This window comes from Mesorhizobium monacense, assembly GCF_056781675.1.
Genome location: NZ_CM165567.1, coordinates 2,159,057 through 2,181,007, shown reverse-complemented (window position 1 = coordinate 2,181,007; position 21,951 = coordinate 2,159,057). Strand labels below are relative to the sequence as shown.

Annotated in this window: 19 protein-coding genes and 1 pseudogene; 6 read left to right on the top strand and 14 right to left on the bottom strand. The window is 62.2% G+C overall.

Translation table 11 applies throughout. The features are described from left to right. Positions 1–36: 36 nt before the first annotated feature. From AC1RUK_RS10365 to AC1RUK_RS10350, 4 genes and pseudogenes are all read right to left on the bottom strand, one after another. Positions 37–1,071: an extracellular solute-binding protein gene (locus AC1RUK_RS10365; protein WP_481835691.1), complete on the bottom strand. Its 1,035-nt coding sequence runs from the start codon at positions 1,069–1,071 to the stop codon at positions 37–39. Positions 1,072–1,111: 40 nt separating this feature from the next. Beyond that, positions 1,112–1,913, bottom strand: a pseudogene (locus AC1RUK_RS10360) (ABC transporter permease). Continuing rightward, a complete protein-coding gene (locus tag AC1RUK_RS10355) occupies positions 1,906–2,826 on the bottom strand; it encodes an ABC transporter permease (RefSeq protein ID WP_481835693.1) in 921 nt (306 codons plus the stop codon). Before AC1RUK_RS10355 ends, AC1RUK_RS10360 begins: the two are co-directional and overlap by 8 nt. A 5-nt stretch (positions 2,827–2,831) precedes the next feature. Continuing rightward, positions 2,832–3,950, bottom strand: a complete 1,119-nt coding sequence (locus AC1RUK_RS10350) for an ABC transporter ATP-binding protein (protein WP_481840230.1) — start codon at positions 3,948–3,950, stop codon at positions 2,832–2,834. Positions 3,951–4,227: 277 nt separating this feature from the next. Here AC1RUK_RS10350 and AC1RUK_RS10345 point away from each other — a divergent pair, with 277 nt between their 5' ends. Both AC1RUK_RS10345 and AC1RUK_RS10340 read left to right on the top strand, forming a co-directional pair. Continuing rightward, positions 4,228–7,212 carry a caspase family protein gene (locus AC1RUK_RS10345; RefSeq protein ID WP_481835695.1) on the top strand — a complete coding sequence of 995 codons (2,985 nt, stop codon included), beginning with the start codon at positions 4,228–4,230 and terminating at the stop codon, positions 7,210–7,212. A 180-nt stretch (positions 7,213–7,392) separates the two neighbouring features. Continuing rightward, positions 7,393–8,331: a hypothetical protein gene (locus AC1RUK_RS10340; protein ID WP_481835696.1), complete on the top strand. Its 939-nt coding sequence runs from the start codon at positions 7,393–7,395 to the stop codon at positions 8,329–8,331. On the opposite strand, the gene AC1RUK_RS10335 is transcribed toward AC1RUK_RS10340, so the two are convergent. Both AC1RUK_RS10335 and AC1RUK_RS10330 read right to left on the bottom strand, forming a co-directional pair. Next, positions 8,289–8,861 (bottom strand): hypothetical protein, encoded by a 573-nt coding sequence (locus tag AC1RUK_RS10335; protein WP_481835697.1) that lies wholly within the window; start codon positions 8,859–8,861, stop codon positions 8,289–8,291. The genes AC1RUK_RS10340 and AC1RUK_RS10335 overlap by 43 nt on opposite strands. A 77-nt stretch (positions 8,862–8,938) precedes the next feature. Next, positions 8,939–9,181, bottom strand: coding sequence for a hypothetical protein (locus AC1RUK_RS10330; protein ID WP_481835698.1), 243 nt, complete (start codon positions 9,179–9,181; stop codon positions 8,939–8,941). A 153-nt stretch (positions 9,182–9,334) separates the two neighbouring features. Between AC1RUK_RS10330 and AC1RUK_RS10325 the strand changes: the two genes are divergently transcribed. Continuing rightward, entirely contained in the window at positions 9,335–9,865 is a 531-nt protein-coding gene (locus AC1RUK_RS10325; RefSeq protein ID WP_481835699.1) for a CatB-related O-acetyltransferase, read from the top strand. Between the two features lie 88 nt (positions 9,866–9,953). Then, positions 9,954–10,718 carry an O-methyltransferase gene (locus tag AC1RUK_RS10320; RefSeq protein ID WP_481835700.1) on the top strand — a complete coding sequence of 255 codons (765 nt, stop codon included), beginning with the start codon at positions 9,954–9,956 and terminating at the stop codon, positions 10,716–10,718. A gap of 148 nt (positions 10,719–10,866) precedes the next feature. On the opposite strand, the gene AC1RUK_RS10315 is transcribed toward AC1RUK_RS10320, so the two are convergent. Continuing rightward, positions 10,867–11,025 carry a hypothetical protein gene (locus AC1RUK_RS10315; protein WP_481835701.1) on the bottom strand — a complete coding sequence of 53 codons (159 nt, stop codon included), beginning with the start codon at positions 11,023–11,025 and terminating at the stop codon, positions 10,867–10,869. Between the two features lie 260 nt (positions 11,026–11,285). On the opposite strand from AC1RUK_RS10315, the gene AC1RUK_RS10310 reads away from it, so the two are divergent. Both AC1RUK_RS10310 and AC1RUK_RS10305 read left to right on the top strand, forming a co-directional pair. Next, positions 11,286–12,059, top strand: a complete 774-nt coding sequence (locus tag AC1RUK_RS10310; RefSeq protein WP_481835702.1) for an NAD kinase — start codon at positions 11,286–11,288, stop codon at positions 12,057–12,059. 191 nt (positions 12,060–12,250) lie between these two features. Beyond that, positions 12,251–13,822: a DEAD/DEAH box helicase gene (locus tag AC1RUK_RS10305; protein ID WP_481835703.1), complete on the top strand. Its 1,572-nt coding sequence runs from the start codon at positions 12,251–12,253 to the stop codon at positions 13,820–13,822. Between the two features lie 107 nt (positions 13,823–13,929). Here AC1RUK_RS10305 and AC1RUK_RS10300 read toward each other — a convergent pair whose 3' ends face one another. The 7 genes from AC1RUK_RS10300 to AC1RUK_RS10270 all read right to left on the bottom strand — a co-directional run bounded on the left by AC1RUK_RS10300 (position 13,930) and on the right by AC1RUK_RS10270 (position 21,734). Beyond that, positions 13,930–14,580 carry a YiaD family glycine zipper/OmpA-like lipoprotein gene (locus AC1RUK_RS10300; protein ID WP_436175933.1) on the bottom strand — a complete coding sequence of 217 codons (651 nt, stop codon included), beginning with the start codon at positions 14,578–14,580 and terminating at the stop codon, positions 13,930–13,932. A 161-nt stretch (positions 14,581–14,741) separates the two neighbouring features. Next, positions 14,742–15,110, bottom strand: a complete 369-nt coding sequence (locus tag AC1RUK_RS10295; protein ID WP_192177521.1) for a GFA family protein — start codon at positions 15,108–15,110, stop codon at positions 14,742–14,744. Positions 15,111–15,265: 155 nt separating this feature from the next. Then, complete coding sequence (locus AC1RUK_RS10290; protein WP_481835704.1) at positions 15,266–15,643, bottom strand: hypothetical protein; 378 nt, start codon at positions 15,641–15,643, stop codon at positions 15,266–15,268. 341 nt (positions 15,644–15,984) lie between these two features. Next, positions 15,985–16,386, bottom strand: a complete 402-nt coding sequence (locus AC1RUK_RS10285) for a GFA family protein (protein ID WP_481835705.1) — start codon at positions 16,384–16,386, stop codon at positions 15,985–15,987. A 166-nt stretch (positions 16,387–16,552) separates the two neighbouring features. Then, positions 16,553–17,684, bottom strand: a protein-coding gene (prfB, locus tag AC1RUK_RS10280) for a peptide chain release factor 2 (RefSeq protein WP_481835706.1) whose coding sequence is annotated in 2 segments (ribosomal slippage) — positions 16,553–17,617 and positions 17,619–17,684 — 1,131 coding nt in all. Because the reading frame shifts where the segments join, the coding sequence is not laid out codon by codon here. A gap of 125 nt (positions 17,685–17,809) precedes the next feature. Beyond that, positions 17,810–20,266, bottom strand: a complete 2,457-nt coding sequence (locus tag AC1RUK_RS10275; RefSeq protein ID WP_481835707.1) for a penicillin-binding protein 1A — start codon at positions 20,264–20,266, stop codon at positions 17,810–17,812. A 211-nt stretch (positions 20,267–20,477) separates the two neighbouring features. After that, positions 20,478–21,734 (bottom strand): N-acetylmuramoyl-L-alanine amidase, encoded by a 1,257-nt coding sequence (locus AC1RUK_RS10270; RefSeq protein ID WP_481835708.1) that lies wholly within the window; start codon positions 21,732–21,734, stop codon positions 20,478–20,480. Between the last annotated feature and the right edge of the window lie 217 nt (positions 21,735–21,951).

Sequence of the window (21,951 nt, the reverse complement as noted above, 5' to 3'; positions counted from 1 at the left end):
CGCCGCATCTCGCGGCGCGGAGAGATTCCGGAACGGCTATTTCTGCAAATCGGTCCAGATCTTCGTGTAGAGCGCCTGCACGTCCGGCGAACAGGTCGGCATGAACTTGCCCTTGGCGGCGAATTCGGCCGGAACATCCACCTCCGGCGCGCCCTTCATGTCGGCCGGCATGAAGGCTTCCGACCCCTTGATGCCGTTGGCGTAGCGGGCGAAGGCCGAAATTAAAGCGGCATTCTCGGGATCCATGATGAAGTTCTGGAACAGCTTTGCGTTCTCGACATTCTTGGCGTCCTTGAGAACCGCGACATTGTCCATCCAGATCGGATAGCCTTCCTTCGGATAGCCGTAGACGATCTTGTCGTTCTGCAGCCGCTGGCGCAGCGAAATGCCGTTCCAGTTGACGCCGGCCGCGATGTCGCCCTTGCCCAGCCCGTCGACGGCGCCATAGTCGAAGGAGAGCCATTTCGCCTTGGCCTCGACCAGCTTGTCGCGCACCTTCTTCAGCACCTGCTTGTCGTCGGTGCAGTACTCGCCGCCTTCATAGGAGATGGCGAGGTACATGATATCGCCCATCTCCGGCACGACATTGATCTTGCCGACGAGCTCGGCGGGTGGATCCAGGAAAATCGCCGATGTGTTCGGATCGCCGGAATAGACCGACTTGTTCACCGACATGCCGGTCGTGCCCCACTGCCACGGCACGGTGTATTTGCGGCCCGGATCGAACGGCACGTCGACCCACTTCGGATCGACGTTCTTGAAATTCTCCATTGTGTTGGGATTGGTCTCCAGCAGCAGGCCTTCGCTGATCCAGATCGGAACGACGCTTGCCGAAGGCACGACGATGTCGAAACCGGCGCCGCCCTGGCGGATCTTGGCAAGTGCTGTGTCGTTGGAATCGAAGTCCGTGACGGTGACCTTGACCTTGTAGGTCGCCTCGAATTTCTTGATCAGGTCGGGGCTGGTGTAGTTGCCCCAATTGTAGATGTTGAGCTCGCCGTCGGCGCGGGCAACGCCCGTGGCAGCCAGCAGCGACAGCCCGACGGCCGTCGCGGTCAGTTTCCAGTTCATGCTTCTTGCTCCCATTGTTGGGACCGTCGGCGATGCGGCCTCAGGTCCGTTTCCTGCTGATGAAGAAGAAAGCCGTGACGATGCCGATCGACAGCGCCAGGAAGACGGTCGAGATCGCGTTGATCTCGGGTGTAACGCCGCGACGGATCTGGCCGAGCATGAAGGTCGGCAGCGTGTCCTGGCCGCCCGATTTGACGAACTCGGTGATGACCACGTCATCCAGCGAGACGACGAAGGCGAGCATCAGCCCGGCGAGGATGCCCGGCCAGAGCAACGGCAAGGTCACATGGCGGAAGGTCTTCCACTTCGTTGCGTAGAGGTCGGCTGCTGCCGTCTCGAGCGACAGATCCATGCTTTCGAGCCGCGCCCGGATCGGCAGATAGGCGAACGGCACGCAGAAGGCGGTGTGGGCCGCGATCAGGTAACCGAGGCCCGAATAGCCGGTCCAGATCTTGATGCGCGAGAACACGATCAGCAGCGCCACCGCGGTGACGATCTCCGGCACCATCAGCGGCTGGTTGATGAAGGCGTATTTGAACGTCAGTCCCCGGTAAGGCTTGGTCCGGGTCGTCGCCAGTGCAGCCATCGTTGCCGAGATCGTCGCCAGCACGGCGGCGATGGCGGCGATCTGGAACGAGCGGATCGACGAACTCGATCACCAGCGAATTGTTCCAGGCGGCGTGGAACCAGCGCAGCGAAAAGCCTTTCCATATCGCGAGCGAGTTGTTGTCGTTGAAGGCGTAGACGACCAGTGTGGCGATCGGCAGATAGAGCAGGAAGAAACACAGCATCGCCATGGTGACGAAACCAGTCTGCCGCCGGACGTCGAAGCGGTCAGCCATGGCTGCCATCCGATCTGGTTGTGTTGCGGACATAGAACAGCAGCGCGATCATCACGATCGCCATCAGCGCAATCGACAGCGCCGCGCCGAGCGGCCAGTTCCGCCCCTGGCCGAATTGCAGCTCGATCAGATTGCCGATCATCAGATTGGTGCCGCCGCCCAAGACGCGCGGCGTCACATAAGCGCCAAGCGAGGGAATGAAGACGAGGATCGAGCCGGCGACGATGCCCGGCGTGACCAGCGGGATGATGATGCGCCTCAGCACCTGCAGCCGCGTCGCATAGAGGTCGTAGCCCGCCTCAACCAGCCGGAAGTCGATCTTCTCCATGCTGGCATAGAGCGGCAGCACCATCAGCGGCAGAAACACGTAGACCATGCCGGCGAGCACGGCGAAGTTGGTGTACATGAGCTGGACGGAGTGATCGGTGATGCCAAGCAATTGCAGCACCGAATTGATGATGCCGTCATTGCGCAGCACCTCCTGCATGGCGAAGGTGCGGATCAGAAGGTTCGTCCAGAACGGAATGGTGATCAGGAACAGCCAGATGTCGCGCCGGTGTTCGGGCCGCGTCGCGATGAAATAGGCGGTCGGAAAGCCGAAGATCAGGGTCAGGATGGTGGTGATCGCCGACAGCGACACCGAGCGCCAGAAGATCGACAGATGCGCGCTGGCGAGCGACAGCGTGTCGTCGAAAACGTCACGCTCGAGCAGCACGCTCACCCAGGCGTCGGTCGAGAACTGCCACTTCACGTCGCCGTAGTTGCCGGGGGTCAGGAAGGAATAAACGACCACGATCAGCAGCGGCCCAAGGGCCGCGAGGAAGACGATCAGCAGCGCCGGGGCCGAAAGCAGCCAGCGTGACCTGATATCGTCGTGCTCGGCCTTGTCGGCGATCTCTTTCGCGCTCGCCATCGGCCCTAATCCTTCAGCAGTTGCGCGGCGTCGTCGCCGATCGAAATGCCGACCTTGTCGCCTCGCTCGAAGCCGCAACTAGCGCAGCGTGAATTCTGCTGACGCACGATGAAGGCTTCGCCGCCGTCCAGCCGGACATGGATGTGCGTGTCGGTGCCGAAATAGACGACGGTCTCGATTGTGCCGGCCAGATCGCCAGTGCCCTTGACGAGCCTGGCATGCTCAGGCCGCACCATCAGTGTTGCCTGGCTGCCCGGTTGGAAATCCCTGGCGGCGGTCGCAAGGATCTTTGCCCCCGAGCGAAGAGCGACCTTCGCCTTGCCGCCCTCGGCGCATTCAACCGTGCCGGTCAAAAAATTCGTCTCGCCGATGAAGTCGGCGACGAAACGTTCCGCCGGGCGGTCGTAGATGTCCCAGGGCGTGCCGACCTGCAGGATGTTGCCCGACGACATCACCGCGATGCGGTCCGACATCGTCAGTGCTTCTTCCTGGTCGTGGGTGACGAAGATGAAGGTGATGCCGGTCTCGTGTTGCAGCCGCTTCAGTTCGATCTGCATCTCCTTGCGCAGCTTGTAGTCGAGCGCCGACAGCGGCTCGTCGAGCAACAGCACCTTCGGCTGTGGTGCGAGCGCCCGTGCCAGTGCCACGCGCTGCTGCTGGCCGCCCGAGATCTGGCTGGTGCGGCGGTTCTTCTGCTCCTGCATGTGGACGAGTTTCAGCATCGTATCGACACGGGCAGCGATCTCGGCCTTCGACTTGCCGAGCATCTTGAGGCCGAAGCCGATGTTCTCGGCGACCGTCATGTGCGGGAACAAAGCGTAGGACTGGAACACCGTGTTGACCGGCCGCTTGAACGGCGGCAGCGGCGCGATGTCCTCGCCGTAGAGCAGGATCTCGCCTTCGGTCGGATAGTCGAAGCCGGCGATCAGCCTCAGAAGCGTCGTCTTTCCGCAGCCGGAAGGGCCAAGCAGCGTGAAGAACTCGTTTTCGCGGATCGAGACGGAGACATCGTCGAGCGCCTTGACCGCGTCCTGGCCGGTTCCCTGAAAAATCCTGCTGACGCCCTTTGCCTCCACGGCGGGCCGGATGGCTACCAAGATGTTCCCCTTTTCTTGGTTGGCCATTCACCGGCGGAAGCCGGCTGGCCAACTCAGTTCTCACCGTTAGGGATAACTATGACTAAACATACAGTCAATATCTTTTTGAAGTATGCGCCTGTGCGCGATCCTTGATGACGTGGGTCCTTAGCCGGGACGCGCGCCCCGAGGGCACCCCGTTGCCGCCATGACCGCAACCCGAAGCACCCGATGCGCCGGCCAACCCGTCATGATATGCAAGGACGGGGCCATTGATGAATTGGGGCGGCGTGATCGTCGCGGCCTAAAGGCTTGGATCAGGATCATGCGCCTTCTTCTGGCGGCCGTGCTGCTGCTGACTATAGCGCTCTCCTCCGCCGCGCGCGGCGAGGAGCGTATCGCGCTGGTTGTCGCCAACCCGGCCTATGACGATGCCCCGGCCATCGCCAACGTCGAGATGAGCGCCGAACTCGTTGCAGCATGCCTGCGGTCGCTTGGCTTCACCGTACGGCAAGTGGCCGACGGCGATCGCGCCGATGTGGCGCACGCCATGTACGATTTCGCCAAGTCGCTGAGTGCCGCCGATTCCGTCGGCGTCTTCTACTATGTCGGCCACACGGCTCAGGCCAATGACAGGAACTATCTGCTGACGCGCGGCGCTCGGACCTATTCAAAGGAAGCGATCGACGAGACGGCATTGCCCCTCGATCTGTTCATGCAAGCGCTAGAGGCCACACCGACCCTCAAATTAGTCTTGCTGGACAATCCCGGCGATGGACACAATCCGACGGCGGCCGTCACGCGGGGCCTGGCGGCAGTCAGCCCGCCGTCCAATGCCATCGTCGCCTTTTCCGCCCAACCGGGGGCCGTCGCCCTGAACGAAAACAGGCCAGTCACGGCATTTGCCGATGCGCTCACGGCCGCGCTGACCGGGCGGGGCACGAACATCCGCGCCATGCTCGCTTCGGTCACGCAAACCGTTGCGGACAAGACACTCGGTGTTCAGCGGCCGTGGGTGGCATATGGCCTTTCGGCGGACGGCAATTTTGTGCTGATACCGAATGTGCCGGCCGCTGCCGCACCGGCGCCCATCGAAGCCCCACCGGAAGCGGCTGCACCCGAACCCGTTCCGCCACCGATGGCAGGCGGCGGCAGCGGCGGTGGCAGCTACGATTCCGGGGGTGGCGGCTGGGGCGGCGACGGCAACGACCATGGCTCCGGCAGTTTCGATGGCGGCGGCCAGGAGCCCTATCCGATGGACGTTGCCCCTGGCAACTCGGAAGCCTGGATGAAAGGCGACGCTGAAGAGGCCGCAGCCTACGAGGAATACAAGCGCCAGGAACGGGAGCGCCAGGAACAGGAGCGCCAGCGGCAAGAGGCGTTGGCTCGACAACGATACGAGGAAGAAGCTGCCAAGGCTGCCGCTGCGTCGCAGAACAATCTCGGCGGCGCCTATCAGCAGGACGGCCAGGCCAGCGGCATGGAGCCGGCACCACCGCCTGCCCCGATGCCGAAGCCCACCCCATTGCCTGCCATCGAGCCGCCTTCCCCGCTACCCGATTTGCCGACGACTGCCGACGCGCCTTCTGTGCCGCCGCTTGAGGCACCTCCCGGCGCAGTTTCCCAACCCGCCGACAGCGGTGAGGTCGAAGTGGTGCGCCATCCGACCATCGATGCGCCGGACGAAATCGTCGCCGGCGAGACGGTGACAGTTTCCATCGTGCTGACCGAGGAGCAATTGTCGCCGGAGGTAAAGGTGAAGGCCGCCCCCGGCTCGTCGGTCACGGCGGACGGCGCGCTGGCCATGGCAATGCCGGCCGGAGCCGACGCTTGGCCGATCGACATCGATCTCTTCGCCACCGGTTTCGATCTCGCCGATGGCGGCAAGTGGAGCCGGCAGACGACGCTCTATCGCCAGGGCGATAGCGATTTTGTCCGCTTCGACCTGAAGGCGCGGCCGATCGCCAGAGATAGCAAGCCCAGCCAGTTCATCGCCCGCATCTACACCGCCGGCCGCTTTCTCGGCTCCGCGTCGCGGCCCGTCACCATCAAGCGATCGCAGCCGGCCGCACCGTCTGTCGAAGCGACCGCCGACACAGCCCCGGCCATGTTGCTGGTCTCTACGCTACCGCAGCAGGCTGTGACCGGCAGTGTCGAACTCGGCGCCACCAGAACCGGTGACGTTCCCGATCTCGACGTAACCGTCCTCTATGACGACCCGAGTGGGCTGGGCGCAGGCCAGATCATCATCCATTCGCCGCATCTGGCTGGCCCGGTGACCGATACGTTCTCGACCCCACCGGAAATGGCGGCATGGCTGGACTCCGAATACCACCGCCTGCTGCAGCTCGGATTGAGCCTGCGCGGTGCGACCTCGCTGCAACAACCAGCCGCAAGCAGCGACCCGGGCACGCAAAGGCGTTTTGTCACGCTCGCTGCCGAAGGCTTTGGCGACACGCTCTACCGGAACTATGTGCCGAAGGCGTTCAAGGACGTGTATTGGTCGCTGCGCGACAACGGCAAACTGCATTCGATCCAGATCACCTCGAACAGCCCCACCCTGCCCTGGGAACTGATCCGCCCTCAGAGGGAGGGGGACGCAAGCAGAGACGGCTTCCTCGGCATGAGCTACCGGCTGGCGCGCTGGGCGCCGCGCAGCACGTCCTCGCAGGTCGACAATCCGCTCGACCGGATGGCCTTCACCGGTGTCGCGGCTATCGCTCCCTCCTATGTCGACAAGCAGTCGCTGCGGTTCCAGCAGGTCGAGATCGCAGCGCTGAGCAAGCTCGCCGGCTACCGTCGCTTCGACGGCGATTTCGTCTCCTTTGGAAAACTGGTCGGGGAGGTCTCGACCGGATTCATCCATTTTTCCGGCCATGGCGAGGTCAACCAGCCAAGCAGCGGCCGGCCGGTCTTTGCCATCGACCTCGTCGACCAGGCGCTCGACCCTGACACCTGGCGCGCGCTGGTCGCCGCCGCGCACGGCAAGGGTAACCCGTTCTATTTCTTCAACGCCTGCGACACCGGGCGCTCGCAGATGCTCGGCGGCTTCGTCCAGGGCTGGGGTCCGGCGGTGCTGGCCGGTGGCGCGTCCGGCTTCATCGGCGGCATGTGGCCGCTGACCGATCGCGCGGCCGCCGATTTCTCGACCGATTTTTACAGCGGCATCACCGGCCGGCTCGAGCACGGGCCGGTCTATCTGGCCGAAGTGCTGGCGACGGTGCGCAAACGCTTCTACGAGACCGGCGACCCGACCTACCTCGCCTACACATTCTACGGTAACGCCAACCTTCAGGTCGTGACGCACTAGACATGATTGACCACGGGCGACGCGCCGTGAACGTTTGACGCATGCCCATAACGCCGGGCAGTTGTCCGCAGCCGCGACGCCCACAGCACCATCAAACGCTTTACAAGCGTCTGGAATTCCGGGAAGCGGGTCGGCGACGTGGCTCGACAAGATGCGCCGCTTCGGAAATAAGGATGGGTGATGGCACGAAAAATTCTGAAGAGAACTGTCGATGCGATCAACGCCAGCAGCTTCGTCGGCAAGGCGAAATCGATCCGCGACAGACTGTCGTATAAAATCTATCAGGCCAAGGGAGCCAGCCGTGGGCGGGAATTCTCGCGCCATTTGCAAAAATCCGGATTGTCCAGGGTTTGCTTCGCCATCGCTTTCAACACGCCATGGGTCATCGATGCCTTGACTAAGGCATGGCAGATCTATGCGCCGGGATTGTCGCTCGTGGTCATCGACAATTCGTCCAGCGATGCGGCGAGAAAATCGATTGAACGCATCTGTTCCGCAAGAGGCGTACCCTACCTCGGCTTGCCCAACCGTCGTGAGCGCCATTGGTCGCGTTCGCACGGGACGGCCTTGACCTGGGTGTTCCACAACATCGTCAGGCACCTTCGGCCGGAATTCTTTGGATACATCGATCACGATTGCTTCCCGGTCGCACCCTTTCACATTCCCGCGCGGATGGAAGGAAAGGTCGTTTATGGTCTTAAGCTGCCTGCCACCGAGAATTTCCGCTACAAGCCAAGCAAAGACGATCCCAAATGGCATCTTTGGGCAGGCTTCTGCTTCTTCCGCTTCGCGACCGTCGAGGGACTGGATCTGGATTTCGGGCCGCGCATGGAACTCGGCCTGGACACCGGCGGCGGCAACTGGCTGCCGCTCTATTCGCGCCTGGCAAAAGCAGACATTTCAGCTGCGGTCGAAGAACCCGCTGCTGTCGTGCTGGCTGGCGAACGCAGTGAGCATCATCAGATGTTTGACGCCGCTTTCTTTCATGTCGGAGGCTCCTCCTACGCCGACCAAAAAACCCGCCATCACCGCACACCGCAGCATCGCGAACTGTTGCGCGACTATATTTGGGATACCTATCTCGGCGGCGCCCAGGAGCGGATTGCGGGGGATTCCTGATCCGGCGCCGTCACACCGACAACCGCAGGTGCGACGGGTGAATGGCGCCTCTGGATTTTCGAGACCTGCAACATTACAGACGCACAATGCAAGAGTTCCCATCCGGCAAGGTCTTTGTCCGCGTATGCCACGTCAAACAAGGCTACGAGGACCGGGAGCGTCATATTCTGAAGGAGTTCGGCCGGCGCGGCGTGCCAGTCCATTTCTTTCTCGACTGGGACGTTGCGGATATCACGGAGGAAGTCCGCACGTCCTTTGTCGGATAGGACAAATTGCGGCCGTCCGAAGTCTCGCTCGCCCTGAAGCAGGTCGGCATATGGCGGGAGTTTCTCGAAACGGACAAGCCGTTTTGCCTGGTGTTCGAGGACGATGTGTTCCTTGACGCCGACTTCGTTGGCAAACTGGGCGAGTGCATTGCCGAGTTCGGCAGTCCAGACCGGAAGGCTGTCGTCTATCTCGGCAGCGGCAGCAATTATTATGTGCCTCGATGGAAGTTGCGGAAGGGCCAGAGACTCTATCCGGGGCTCCATGCGCGCTGCGCCGATTCATACCTGTCACGCGCCCGGTCGCCAAAGCTAGGCTCGATTGGTTGGCCGAGCACAAGCTGTCAAAGCCGATCGACCATCAGATTGAACATATCGATGAGAAGTTGGGCATAGAAATGCTCTGGTTCGAGCGGCCGATCGTTGAACAGGGAAGCCAGAACGGTGCGTTCCAAAGCTCGGTCGCAGGCTCGGCTCGTCACTTGTGGCTGAAGCGGATCAGTTGGAGTTGGAAAAAAGCCAGCCGGCGTTTCTTCGGTCACAACGCGCGCGGATAAGCGCTTGCCTGAGCAGATTGCGCTCGTCATGGCCATTCCTTTGGGATTCCGAATAGTATCAGCACCAACGCTGGATACCGCTCTGCGACGCCAAACTTATAGTCGTTTGTTTTTTGGAGATTCCCTTTGTCGAAACTATCCAACTGGTTGCGCCAGCATAGCATCCTCGGAGCAAGGCACCCGTTGGCAGCGCACGTAACTGTTGGACGCCACACCTATGGCATAACGAAGCACACGGTTTCCATGCAGTCCGCAGAGGCACCCTTGAATGTCGGCTCTTTTTGCTCGATCGCCGGCCAAGTCGTCATCCTGTGCTCCGGCAATCACTCGATGGACTGCGCGACATCGTTCCCGGTCCACATGCAGCTGCTGAAAGGGCCTTCGCCGGTCGACAATGGCGGAAAGCGAGCCGGCGTGAATATTGGCAACGACGTCTGGGTCGGTTTCAGAGCGACCATATTGCCTGGCGTAAGCATCGGTCATGGTGCCGTCGTCGGCGCCGGCGCAGTGGTCACCAGGGATGTGCCACCCTATGCAATTGTCGCTGGGAACCCGGCGAGAATCATCCGATTCCGCTTCGCCGACGAGATTATCTCAAAGTTGCTCACAGTCCGCTGGTGGGAATGGGATGACAACAAGATCAAACAAGAGGCCGATACGCTGACCGGCCCGATAGAAATCTTTGTTGCGAAGCATTTTCAGACTGCACCCTGATAACAATTCTCTTGTTTCTCTTTCGACCACCTTGGGCTTGTGGGACCTGAGAGGAGCCAGTATGTGCGGCTCAAGCGAGGTATCAGCCATGTTCAATTTTAAAAAAAAGCGTCCCGAGCTTGCTCCCATGGAACAGGCTTTGTTGCGCACTCCGGCGAGACATAAGCTGGAGTCGATAATTTTAAGCTCGGACGACGAGGCGTGGCAGCCAACGCGACGCCTGGTTGATCTAGCCATTAGAGCGGCGAGTCGCGCTGCCGATATTTCCTTTCCCGACCTCGACAGTAGAAAAGCCAAGGAGCGGCGCTGGTACCGCACTTGGCCAGGAGAACACTACCGGCTTCTCGCCGCGTTGGTGGCTGATCTGGAAGCCTTGACCGTTATCGAGATTGGAACCTGGACGGGCATGGGAACGCTGTCGATCGCCTCCGCGCTCCCGCCAGGCGGTAGGGTTGCTACTTTCGACATCGTGCCATGGAATAGCCTTAAGCGATCCTGGTTTCGCCAAGCTGATTTCGCAGATGGGCGCATAGTTCAGCATCTGGCTGACGTTACAACGCCCGAGGGGATGGAGCCCTATCGAAGCCTTTTTGCAGAGGCCGATTTCATTTTTATAGATGCCCCGAAAGACGGCGTCACCGAACAGAATTTCATCGACACTTTGGGTGCTCTGACCTTGCCGAAGGACCCAATCGTCATGTTCGACGACACCCGAGTCCTGAACATGATCCATATATGGCGTCAGTTGAAGCGACCGAAGCTGGACATAACATCGTTTGGCCACTGGAGCGGGACTGGTCTGGTGGACTGGAATGGAAAAGCGGGCGCCAAGAAAAGTCTTGCCGCCGAATAAGGTGCAAGGCGTAACGTCTTTCGTCACAATGCTTCCTGCGGCGTGCCCTGCGCAGTGGCCAATCGTGACACCCCGGAGGACAAAAGCGCAGACTCCAATCTCGGAGTCGGCCGCTTATCTGGCGTCAATGATCACCGGATTTGCGAACCTACAGCGCCTTTTGCGGACAGGGCATGCCGGCTGCATCGCCGCAGCGCGAGGCGGTGGGCTGCGGCCGGATGCTCATTTCTTCGGACTGGCGCACCAGTTCGGAAAAGATGAGCGCAAAGCTTCCCAGCATCAGGAAGACGATGATCATTCGGGTCATCGGCAATAGACAGGTCTCGACTGGCTGGCCCCCACGCCGCCCATCACTGCCGGCTAACATGATCGATCCGGCTTTACGAGAGCTTAAGTCCCGTCTTAACCATCACATTGCCTTGTTCTGCGACACGATGCGCGAGCGGCCATGCCCCCGGTGCCGTATCGAGGCCCGGCCTCCCTTTGCAGATGCGGGTGGCCCATGCTACCCCGGCGCAGGCGCGGCCCGGCAAACCGGTCGCTGCCAATCGTCGTCATCGGGGAACCATGAGCAAAGCCGCCAGCCGTCTCGCCTTCGTTTCCTCCGACACAGCCGACGCCAAGGCAGCGCTGGAAAACCTGTCGGCGCGCTATGGCCAGTCTTCAGTCGAAGACGCCGAGATTGTCGTGGCACTTGGCGGCGATGGTTTCCTGCTGCAGACCCTGCGCGACACGATGAGCACGGGAAAGAAGGTCTACGGCATGAACCGTGGCACCATCGGCTTCCTGATGAACGAATACCGCACCGGCGGCCTCGTCGAGCGCATCGCGGCGGCCGTCGCCGAGACCATCCGTCCGCTGGAAATGCTGGCGCTCACGCATGCGGGCGAAACGGTTTCGGCTCTTGCCATCAACGAGGTCGCGCTGTGGCGGCAATCCTACCAGACGGCCAAGATCCGCATCACCGTCGACGAACAGGTGCGGCTGGAGGAATTGAACTGCGACGGCGTCATGATCGCGACGCCCGCCGGCTCGACCGCCTACAATCTGTCCGCGCACGGGCCGATCCTGCCGCTCGACGCGCCGCTGCTGGCGCTGACCCCGGTCAGCCCGTTCCGCCCGCGCCGCTGGCGTGGCGCGTTGCTGTCCAACAAAGCGACGGTTCGCTTCGACATTCTGGAGCCGGAAAAGCGACCGGTGAACGCCGCCGCCGACCATACCGAGGTGAAGGCGGTAGCCTCGGTCACGGTGCGGGAATCGCCGACGGCGACAGCAACGTTGCTGTTTGACCCCAATCATTCGTGGAACGAGCGCATCCTGGCGGAGCAGTTCCGCTATTGAGCCGGCGCAACGACAGGGCCTCGATTAAGCATCGCGATTAAGCTTACGATTTCACAATCGTAGCATTCCGGCCCGTTTCTGTTGACAAATCGCGGGCTTGCGCCTAATCGCATTACCGATCTTGCAGGCGCGCAGCGCTTGCCGCGACGGATGCCGTTGCGCTTCCCCGAACCAGCCAAAGACAGCAAGACTTGTCCTCAGACACTCAGACCGCTCAAGAAGCGTTGACTTTTTCGGACCTCGGCCTGTCGCCGAAGGTCCTTTCCGCAGTCACCGACGCCGGCTACACGCAGCCGACTCCGATCCAGGCCGGCGCCATTCCGCACGCCTTGCTCGGCAAGGATATTTTGGGCATCGCCCAGACCGGCACCGGCAAGACGGCATCCTTCGTGCTGCCGATGCTGACCCGGCTGGAAAAGGGCCGCGCCCGCGCCCGCATGCCGCGCACGCTGATCCTCGAGCCGACGCGCGAACTCGCCGCGCAGGTCGAGGAAAACTTCATCAGATACGGCAAGAACCACAAGCTCAACATCGCGCTCTTGATCGGCGGCGTCTCCTTCGACGAGCAGGACAAGAAGCTGGAGCGCGGCGCCGACGTGCTGATCGCGACGCCCGGCCGCCTGCTCGACCACCGCGAGCGCGGCAAGCTCTTGCTCAACGGCGTCGAGATCCTCGTCATCGACGAGGCCGACCGCATGCTCGACATGGGCTTCATCCCAGACATCGAACGCATCTGCGAGATGATCCCGTTCACCCGGCAGACGCTGTTCTTCTCGGCGACGATGCCGCCCGAGATCACCAAGCTCACCGAAAAATTCCTGCATGCGCCGGTGCGCGTCGAGGTTTCGAAAGCTGCGTCGACCGCGACCAGCATCATCCAGCGCCTGGTGAAGTCCGGCTCCAAACCTTGGGACAAGCGCGAGACGCTGCGCAATTTGATGAAGGCCGAAGATGCCGAACTCAAGAACGCCATCATCTTCTGCAACCGCAAGGTCGAAGTGTCGGAGTTGTTCCGCTCGCTGCTGAAGTATGATTTCGACGCCGGCGCCCTGCATGGCGACATGGATCAGCGCGCGCGCATGCAGATGCTTGCCAATTTCCGTGACGGCAAGCTGCGCTACCTCGTCGCGTCTGACGTCGCCGCGCGCGGCCTCGACATCCCCGATGTCAGCCACGTCTTCAACTACGACGTGCCGATCCATGCCGAGGACTATGTCCACCGGATCGGCCGCACCGGCCGTGCCGGACGCTCTGGCAAATCCTTCACCATCGCCACCAAGTCGGACACCAAATACATCGACGCCATCGAGCGGCTGATCGGCAACAAGATCGAGTGGCATGACGGCGACCTGTCGACAGTCGTCGCCAGCGAGGGCGAGGACGAAACGCCGCGCCGTGGCCGCGGCGCTCCGCGCCGCGCCGGCCGCAAGGACGACGACCGCAAGGAAAAGGGCGAGCGCAAGCCACGCGAACGTCACGCCAGGCACGCGGAAGATGCTGCACCCGAAACGGTGACAGCGGAACAGCCGGCCGAGGCCACGGTCGCCGACATCGGCGAGCGGCGCGCGCGCAAGGAAGCGATCCGTTCGGAAAACACCGAGCGCAAGGCCGACCGCAACGAGAGCCGTACGCCGGAGCGCGGCGATTCGAGGCCGCAGCGCGACAACAATCGCCCTGCCCGTCACCGCCAGGAAGACAACGACGCCACCGTCGGCTTCGGCGACGACATGCCGGCCTTCATGCGGATCGTCGCCAAGGTCTGACGCCGCCAAGGTCTCACACCGCGTTCGCCACGCGCTGGGGCATTCCTGCATTGACATAAGAAAACGGCCCCTCGCAGGGCCGTTCGCATATTTGGTGCTGCCCTTGCTCAGGTGAGCGGCGAGAGCTGGATCTCGACGCGCCGGTTCTGGGCGCGGCCGGCCGTTGTCGCGTTGGACGCGATCGGGCGGGTCTTGCCGAAGCCGGTGACGGCGAAACGGCGCGAATCGACGCCCTGTCCGGACAGATAGTTGGCGACCGCCAGCGCGCGGCGCTGCGACAGATCGAAATTGTGCTCGTCGCCGCCGGTCGAATCGGTGTGGCCGAACACATCGACCGTGGTCTGGCGGAACTTGTTCAGCACCAGCGCCACAGAGTTCAGCACCTGATAGAAGCCCGGCTTCACCGCGTCCTGGTCGACATTGAAGGTAATGTCGGACGGCATGTTGAGGATGATCTGGTCGCCGGTGCGCGTGACGCTGACGCCGGTGCCCTGGAGCTGGCGGCGCAGTTCCGCCTCGTTCTGGTCCATGGTGGCGCCGATGGCGCCGCCGGCAAGCGCGCCGATGCCGGCGCCGATCAGCGCGTTGCGGCGGTCGTTGCCGCCGGCAAGCAGGCCGATGCCCGCACCGGCCAGCGCGCCGAGGCCGGCGCCGGCTGCCGTGTTGGAGACCTTTTGCTCCCCGGTGTACGGATCGGTTGTGGTGCAAGCGCTCACGAGCACAGCCGTCGCCACGACGACGAGCACAGTCTTTTTCATAGGATCGTCCCTCTTCAAACCGCAGCCGTTGCAGCCGCGCATATAAGCCCTTCCCCGGGACTTGTAGCATGAAATACGGCGAAAAAGCGGAACGGGAAAAGCGCCGGCCAAGGCTTTCCAGACGCAATCGCGGGCCGCTGCGCCAAGCTGTTCGAGACGGTTTACCAGAGGTTCCTGCCGTCGATGACGACCACCTCGACCTTGTCGAGGTCGAAATCGTCGAACAGGCGCGAATTCACGCTGATCTTCGGATTGTCGAAATCGGGCTCGCCGCTCGACCAGTCCGGCGTTTCGGTGAAGGTGCCGCAACCGCACGTAGCGCAAAACCCGTGCTTTATGGTTTTTGACCCCCAGCGGTAGAAAGAGACGTTTTCAGGCGGGCTGGTGAGCTTGAATTGCGAGGGAACGTAGTAGGCCCAGAGCGAGCCGCGCTTCGAGCAGAAGGAGCATGTGCACTGCGTTACGGTTTCAGGCGCTTGCGAAACCTCGAATGTCGTCGCCTTGCAGTGGCAGCTTCCCTTGATGGTCATGAACGAACTCCTCTCCGTTGCCCGCCGCCCCCGCGGCAAAAGGCAACATAAAGAAGCGCTCCTGACAACCACCTGTCGGCAGGCTTTACATACCTGCCGCACCCAAGCCGAACCTCAAAGCCAATTCCTCGCGCCGATCCCGGGACGCGATTGCCTCAATATGAGCGTGGCGGCACGAACAGGCAGATCGTCTTGCCAGCGTCGAGCCCAGCCTGGTGCGCACACCAGTGGAAATCGCCGTCAGGGCTATCCTTGACGCGCTTGTCGCTCATGGGGACAACCTCACCCGTGCCGGCGATCACATAGCCCTCGGGCCTTTCCAACACTTCGCCCGTATGCGTGGTACGGCAATCGTAGTTGGCGCAGCAGGCGAACGGATAGCTCCAGCCCTGCGGCAGCGCCGCGGTGGGCTTGGCATCATGCGCGAAAGCAGGTGCCGTCAGCACTGCGATCACGGCGGTTGCGAACAGGGAACATAGAAGTCGGCCAGCCGGTTGAACGGCAGCGGCCGATCGGATTGTGGCAGCAGACATGGAAATGTTCCTTTCAAACGAGCCCCAAGCGTTTCGCTTGCCCGTTCCCAGAACGTGTCTTCCCAGTGGCCGGATCGTCAGGTCGCAGATATGCCGCGTCCGGCCATAAATGCTTTTGGTCCCTCAGCCCGAATGCTGGGCTGATTCCTTGGTCGGCGCAAGGAGTTGCTGCGCGCACAGTGCCGCAGCCCGCACGCCGACATCTGCCATCCGAAATGGTGCGCCGGCTTGGTTAACGAGCAGTTAACGCAGCCTGCGGCCAGGGATTGCACCCAACGAAGTACGCAGCCGCTGGTTCCACCTACGCGCCTGCGGAAGCCGAGCCATCCGCCCGCGGAAGCTTAGGTCACATGCCCCTTATACTGCGGCAGGTCGTCGGTGACTGTGAACCATTTCGCCTTGGAACCGACGAAGATGTGGGCCGTCGGGCGGATGCTCGGGTCGTCCACCAACGTGCCCATGGCGACGTGGACGAAAGCGCCGTCGCGCACCACCGAATAGAGCAGCGAGCCGCAGTGCCCGCAATGTGCGTCGTGGCCGCTTTCCTCGCCGAAGACAAGCAGTCTGCCGTCGCCTGCTGTCAGGCGGAACTTCTCGCGCTCGATGCCGGCAAAGGGCTTGAAGGCCGAGCCCGTGGTGCGCCGGCAGTTTGAGCAATGGCAGTTCGCGGCATAGACGAACTCATCCGCCACCTCGTAGTGAACAGCGCCGCAAAAGCATTTTCCGGCAAGCGTACGAGTCACTGGCTCCTCCTTCGCCCAACGCTTGGGATATGTTCAGATTCAGGCCAGGCCGAGCCGAGAGTGGTGGTTTCCGAGAACCGGAGCGGAGCGTACTTAAAGTACCTGAGCACCGGAAGCGCAGGAAACCGCCGTTCGCAGGTCGGCCTCACCTGGATATGGACATATCCTAGTCGAGGTCCGCCACTGCTTCACCCGCCCCACCCTCGATGCGCTGCGACAGCGAGGCCTCCATGAAATCGTCGAGATCGCCGTCGAGCACGCTCGACGGGCTGGTGCTCTCGACGCCGGTGCGCAGATCCTTCACCAACTGGTAGGGCTGCAGCACATAGGAGCGGATCTGGTGGCCCCAGCCGATGTCGCTCTTCGACGCCTCGGTGGCGTTGGCCACCGCTTCGCGCTTCTTCAACTCTTCCTCGTAGAGGCGCGAGCGCAGCATCTCCCAGGCCTTGGCCTTGTTCTTGTGCTGCGAGCGTTCGGCCTGGCAGGCGACCGCGATGCCGGTCGCAAGATGGGTGATGCGGACCGCCGAATCGGTGGTGTTGACGTGCTGGCCGCCCGAGCCGGACGAGCGATAGGTATCGATGCGGACATCGGATTCGGAAACGTCGATCTCGATCGTGTCGTCGATGACCGGATAGACCCAGACGCTGGCGAAGGAGGTATGGCGGCGCGCATTGCTGTCATAGGGCGAAATGCGCACCAGGCGGTGGACGCCGGATTCCGTCTTCATCCAGCCATAGGCGTTGTTGCCCTTGATCAGCAGCGTGGCGGACTTGATGCCGGCCTCTTCGCCGTCGTGGACTTCCAGCACTTCGACCTTGAAGCGGCGCCGTTCCGCCCAGCGCGTGTACATGCGCAAAAGCATCGAGGCCCAGTCCTGGCTCTCCGTGCCGCCGGCACCGGCGTGGATTTCGAGGTAGGTGTCGTTGGTGTCCGCCTCGCCCGACAGCAGCGTCTCGACCTGGCGGGCCTTGGCCTCCCCCTGCATCGAGCGGATCGCTGCTTCGGCCTCGGCGATGACGCCCTCGTCGCCCTCTTCCTCACCGAGTTCGATCAGCCCGATATTGTCTTCCAGCGCCTGGGTCAGGCCCTTGACCGCCGCGATGCCTTCCTCGAGGCCCTGACGCTCGCGCATCAGCTTCTGCGCTTCCAACGGCTCGTTCCAGAGGCTGGAATCCTCGGCCCGCACATTCAGGTACTCAAGCCGCTTTATGGCCTGGTCCCAGTCAAAGATGCCTCCTCAGCAGGGTTATCGCCTGCCTGATCTCGTCGACAATGTTCTGCGTTTCCGCGCGCATGGCTGAAAGTCTGATCCTGTTGCTGAAAATGGCGCTTGGTCGGCGCGATACATAGGGACGGCACCGCCGCCTGTAAAGCGAAATGGACCGGCTCGTAAGCCGGCCCAGGCTCTGCAGGCAGTTCGTCAGTAAAGGCCGCCGCCGCCCGACTGGATGGCCTGCGTGGCCTGCGGCGACAGCGCGCCGCCGGCGCCGTTGGAACCGTCGGCGCCCATGCCGATCACCCAATAGCTGTCGGCCGGGCCGGTGCCGGGCTTGAAAGCTTCGATGATCGTACCCGCCTCGCCTTCACCTGCCTGCATGCCCGTCTTGCGGTTGATGGCAATCAGCTTCATGCCTTCCGGAACCTGGAAGTCGACATTAGGCGTGCCGTCCAGCGCCACGCGCATGAAGTCCTTGAAGATCGGCGCCGCCAGACCGCCACCGGTCGCACCTTTGCCAAGGCCGCGCGGCGTGTCGTAGCCCATATAAAGGCCGACAACGAGGTTTGGCGTATAGCCTATGAACCAGGCGTCCTTCTCGTCGTTCGTCGTGCCGGTCTTGCCGGCGATATGACGGCCGAGCTCGGCGATGGTGGCGCCGGTACCGCGCTGCACGACACCTTCCATCATCGAGGTGATCTGGTAGGCGGTCATCGGATCGAGCACCTGCTCGGCATTGTCGACCAGTTCCGGCTCGGGCTGGTTCTTCCATTCGTTGGCGTTGCAACCTTCGCAGCCGCGCTCGTCCTGTTTGAATACCGTCTTGCCGTAGCGGTCCTGGATGCGGTCGATGAGCGAGGGTTTGATCGACCTGCCGCCATTGGCCATGATCGAATAGGCCGACACCATGCGCATCACCGTCGTCTCGCCGGAACCCAGTGCCATCGGCAGATACGGCGCCAGATGGTCATAGACACCGAAGCGCTCGGCATATTCCACGACCAGCTTCATGCCCATGTCGTTGGCGAGCCGCACCGTCATCAGGTTACGCGATTTTTCGATGCCGGAACGCAAAGTCGCCGGACCAGCCACGGTGCCGTCATAGTTCTTCGGCGTCCATGTCGTGTTGCCACTCTGGATGGTGATCGGGCCGTCCATGATCACCGAGGCAGGCGTGTAGCCATTGTCGAGCGCCGCCGAATAGACGATCGGCTTGAACGAGGAGCCCGGCTGGCGCATCGCCTGCGTCGCCCGGTTGAACTCCGACTGCGCATAGGAGAAGCCACCGACCATGGCCAGCACGCGGCCGGTGTGCGGATCCATGGCGACCAGGCCGCCTTCCACTTCCGGAACCTGGCGCAGGCTGTAGGCGCTGTCGGAACCTTCGTTCTTCTGCACGTAAATGACGTCGCCGGGTTGGAGCACGTCGGCCGGCGACTTGGCCTTGACCGTCTTGCCGTCGACCACATGGCGCATGGCAAAGCCCATGTCTTCCTTGCTGACCGTGCCTTCGACGCGCTCCTTGACGATGTCGCCGGAAACCTGGCGCGCCGGTTGCAGGCCTATGGTGAGGCCGGTCTCGGAACTGTCGAGCACGACGGCCAAAGACCATTCCGGCACGTCTTCCAGCCCCTTGACGTTGCCGAGCGGCACGCCCCAGTCGCCGGAGACGTCGATGTTCTTCACCGGCCCGCGATAGCCGCGCAGCGTGTCGTATTTCAGCAACCCGTTCTGCATCGCCTTGCGGGCGATGAGCTGGATCTTCGGATCGAGCGTCGTACGGACGGACAGACCGCCTTCGTAAAGCGCATTCTCGCCGTAGCGGGAGATGATCTGGCGGCGCACTTCCTCGGTGAAGTACTCGCCGGCGAACAGATAGGTGCCGTTGCGGCGCGGCGTGACACCGAGCGGCTCGGCCTTGGCCTTGTCGCCCTCTTCGCGCGTCACATAGCCGTTCTCGACCATCTGATCGATGACCCAGTTGCGGCGCTCGAGCGCGCGGTCGGCGTGCTTGAAGGGATGGTAGTTGTTGGGACCTTTCGGCAGCGAGGCCAGATAGGCCGCTTCCGCAACCGTCAGCTCGTTCACCGACTTGTCGAAATAGGTAAGCGCGGCACCAGCGACGCCATAAGCGCCGAAGCCGAAAAAGATCTCGTTGAGATAGAGCTCGAGAATGCGGTCTTTCGAATAGGCCTGCTCGATGCGGAAGGCCAGGATCATCTCCTTGATCTTGCGCTCGTATGTCTGGTCCGAGGTGAGCAGGAAGTTCTTCGCCACCTGCTGGGTGATCGTCGAGGCACCGACCTGGCGCCTGCCCGAGCCGGCGTTCTGCAAATTGACGATGACCGCGCGGCCGAGGCCGGTCACGTCGATACCGGGATGGTTGTAGAAATTCTTGTCCTCGGCCGACAGGAACGCCGCCTTGACGCGATCCGGAACCGCCTGGATCGGCAGATAGAGGCGCCGCTCGCGTGCATATTCGGCCATCAGAGATCCGTCGGACGCATGGATGCGCGTCGTCACCGGCGGCTCGTATTTGGCCAGCACTTCGTAGTCGGGCAGGTCCTTCGACAGATGGCCGATATAGATCGCCACGCCCGCCGCCACCAGAAGGGCCAGCGTCGTGCCGATGCCAAAGAAATAGCCGATGAGACGAATCATGCCCGCTCCAGTCCGTGGTCCGGGAATTTCCTAAACGAAGCCGCCTTCCGCGCAAGCTTCCGGGACGGTCCCAATCCGCAATGGAAAACCCATGTCGCCACCATGTGGACAAAATACGGCAACGCTGGGACTTCGGCTTCCCGTGCGGGAAATAATAGCGCCGGGTGTTGTCGTCGTGCAACGCTGCCTGTGGTTGCAGGCGGCCGCCATATCAGCCTCCGGCTCCCGTCCCCATCTTGGCCGAGGCGAACAGCGCGACGGCATTGGTGATGCTCTGGGCCGCCTTGCTGCGCCAGTCGGCATCCAGCAATTGCGCCTCGTCCTTGGCGTTCGACAGGTAGCCGAGCTCGACCAGCACCGAAGGCACGTCGGGTGCCTTCAGCACCTTGAAGCCGGCGGAACGCTGCGGATTGTTGATGAGCCCGACACTGGTGGAGAGCTGGCCGACGAGCGTGTGGGCAAAGCTCATCGAGAAATTATGCGTCTCGCGGCGGATCAGGTCGATCAGGATGTCGGTGACTTCCTTGTTGTCGTCCTTGATCTCCATGCCGGCGAACTGATCGGAAAGGTTTTCGCGATCGGCCAGCGCCTGCGCCTCTGGATCGGACGCCTTGTCGGATACGGTGTAGACTGTGGCACCCCGAATGCCCTTGACGCTGATCGTGTCGGCATGGATCGAGATCAACAGGTCGGCCTCATGCTGGCGGGCGATGCGCACCCGGTCGTCCAGCCGCAGGAACTCGTCCCTTTCGCGCGTCATGAACACGTCGTAGCTGCCGACCGCGGAAAGCCTTTCGCGTAATTCGGTGGCGAAGGCGAGCGTGACGTTCTTCTCGATGGTGCCGTGGAGCCCCTCGGCCCCGCCGTCGATACCGCCATGGCCGGGATCGATGACGACCGTGAAGCGGTGGCCCGGATTGGAGATCGGCCCGGTGCCGACCCTGGAGCCCTTGTCGGTCGAGACCGTCGAACCGGTGGTCAGCGCCTGGTTGGCGAGCGCGGCGTCGAATTCCCGCGCCGAGGCCGCCGACATGTCGATGGCGATTCGGTAGCCGTTGCCGTCGTCGTTCTTGAGCACGTCGAGCTTGTCGACCGAAAACGGCCCCTTGCCGGTGAGGATCAGCCGCGATCCCTGGCCGAGATCGCCGTAGCGCACGGACTTGACCAGGCCGCGGGCCTTCACGTCCCTGGCATTGATGGCGAACCTGGTGCGCGGCAAATCGACGACCAGACGATTGGGGCCGCGCAGCAGGAACCATTTGATGTCGGGCTCGCGATCGAAATTCATGACGATGCGCATCTTGGTGGCATCGCCCGCCATCTTGTAGCCGGTGGCGCCGAGCGACGCGTCGGCGGCGTGAGAAACGGTGGCAAAAGCGAGGAAAATCACCATCAGCAAAAGAGTGCGGACGGCATGCAAAGGCCCAGCGGCGCCATGACCCTTGTTTGCGGTGCCTGCCAGTCCCATTTCTTTCCAGTCGCTCCCGGTTTGGCGCCAGGCGCCGGGTCGTTTCGTCGAAGTGCCGGTTAGGCCGCGGACTCGATTAACGATTGGTATCCAGAGAAGGTTAACCAAGCCTTCTCGGACAAGGATTTGGAGCCTGTGCTTCCCCAAGGGAACCGCTTTTTGCCGGCATCCTAAATCGGGGTTGCCTTCCATGCCGCCAAATCATAAAAGCGATAGT